Below are 1,193 nucleotides of genomic sequence, written 5' to 3'. Positions count from 1 at the left end.
ATAGAAAGGGATCAGGAGCAGTCAGTTTCCAACTAACAAACCGGTTCAAGCGGTCCCGCTCCGCGGGTCCATTTCAGTTATCAGCAAGCCAGTCCGACAGGCGGGTAGATGGTCGCACAGGCGAGGTTGAGCTTTTGTTGAGACAGCGAGAACGTCGGCCATTTCGTGTCCCCAAGGGCAGGTCGAAATGCTCACCTGCTTCGAAACTGGGCACCAAGGTTTGCTCCACGCCGACGCGGAAGCAGCTGCGAGCATAATCGTCGAGCGCATCAATTCTCGTGCGCGCAATCAAGCGCCTCGCAGCCCGTCGGCATTGCTGTCAATTCTAATTTGGCGGCGGTATCGCTCTGCGGTTGTCCAGGTGACGGTCCGTTCTCAAACTGCGCCGTGGAAGCTCGGCAAAGGACTAAGCAGAGGTAACGCAGCGACGAAGGCTCAGCTGTGTCCTTGGGCACAGAATGTTCCTTAGGCCCATCGACATCATAGGACTGCTCCACGAACAGTGTCGCGAGCGCCAGATATGAGGCGAGTACCGCGAGCGTGAGCAACCACGCCAGTCGCGTATCGTGGTCGGCAGGACGTTTCATCATTTCCATTACTTCGCTGAACATCTAGGTGCATGTGCCGTCGCGACGATCAGTTTACCCGGACGGTTCGACAATTGTCATGCCAGCGGCATGGGAGGGGCCGCCTTGTCTCTTTGGTGTCGGACCGGACCGTCTCGATTACTGTTTGGGGTGGCTGTGAACGATGCGCAGCCGGTAATCGCCCATGCTCGAAGCGGCCGGCCCTCGAGCGCGTCCGCTCACGCCTGGATAGTGGCTTAGGCCGTGTGGACTCTTGGGATTCTCAAATCAGATTGAACGTGATTCAAGGCTTTCTTTTAGGAGGAAGCCTTGGGCGTCAAGGATCGGCTGGTTCTAAGCGATGCGCAATGGGATCGAATATCCGGCTTGATCATCGGCCGGCCGGACCAGCGCGGTTCGACGGGGCGCGATAACCGGATGTTCGTCGAGGGCGTTTTGTGGATTGTGCGCACCGGCTCGCCGTGGCGCGATCTGCCTGAAGCGTTCGGCGACTGGAATAGCGTGTTCCGGCGCTTCAGCCGATGGAGCGCCATGAGCGTCATCCGGCGACCACGCACTGAGGGCTGATCTGGTCGGCTAGGAAGATCTCGTGGATTGTTTCGTCAC

General features: G+C 58.5%; 1 protein-coding gene and 1 pseudogene. One reads left to right on the top strand and one right to left on the bottom strand.

The genetic code is table 11. The annotated features are described in order from the left end of the window. Positions 1 to 269 precede the first annotated feature (269 nt). Positions 270 to 611 carry a hypothetical protein gene (locus AAFX91_RS41810; protein ID WP_028169419.1) on the bottom strand — a complete coding sequence of 114 codons (342 nt, stop codon included), beginning with the start codon at positions 609 to 611 and terminating at the stop codon, positions 270 to 272. Positions 612 to 896: 285 nt separating this feature from the next. On the opposite strand from AAFX91_RS41810, the pseudogene AAFX91_RS41805 reads away from it, so the two are divergent. Beyond that, a pseudogene (locus AAFX91_RS41805) lies at positions 897 to 1,127 on the top strand (transposase); the annotation flags it as partial. Positions 1,128 to 1,193: the final 66 nt, after the last annotated feature.

The organism is Bradyrhizobium sp. 31Argb, from assembly GCF_043638955.1.
GTDB lineage: Bacteria > Pseudomonadota > Alphaproteobacteria > Rhizobiales > Xanthobacteraceae > Bradyrhizobium.
The sequence above is the reverse complement of the archived record's forward strand: the minus strand, read 5'-3'. Positions and strand labels throughout refer to the sequence as shown.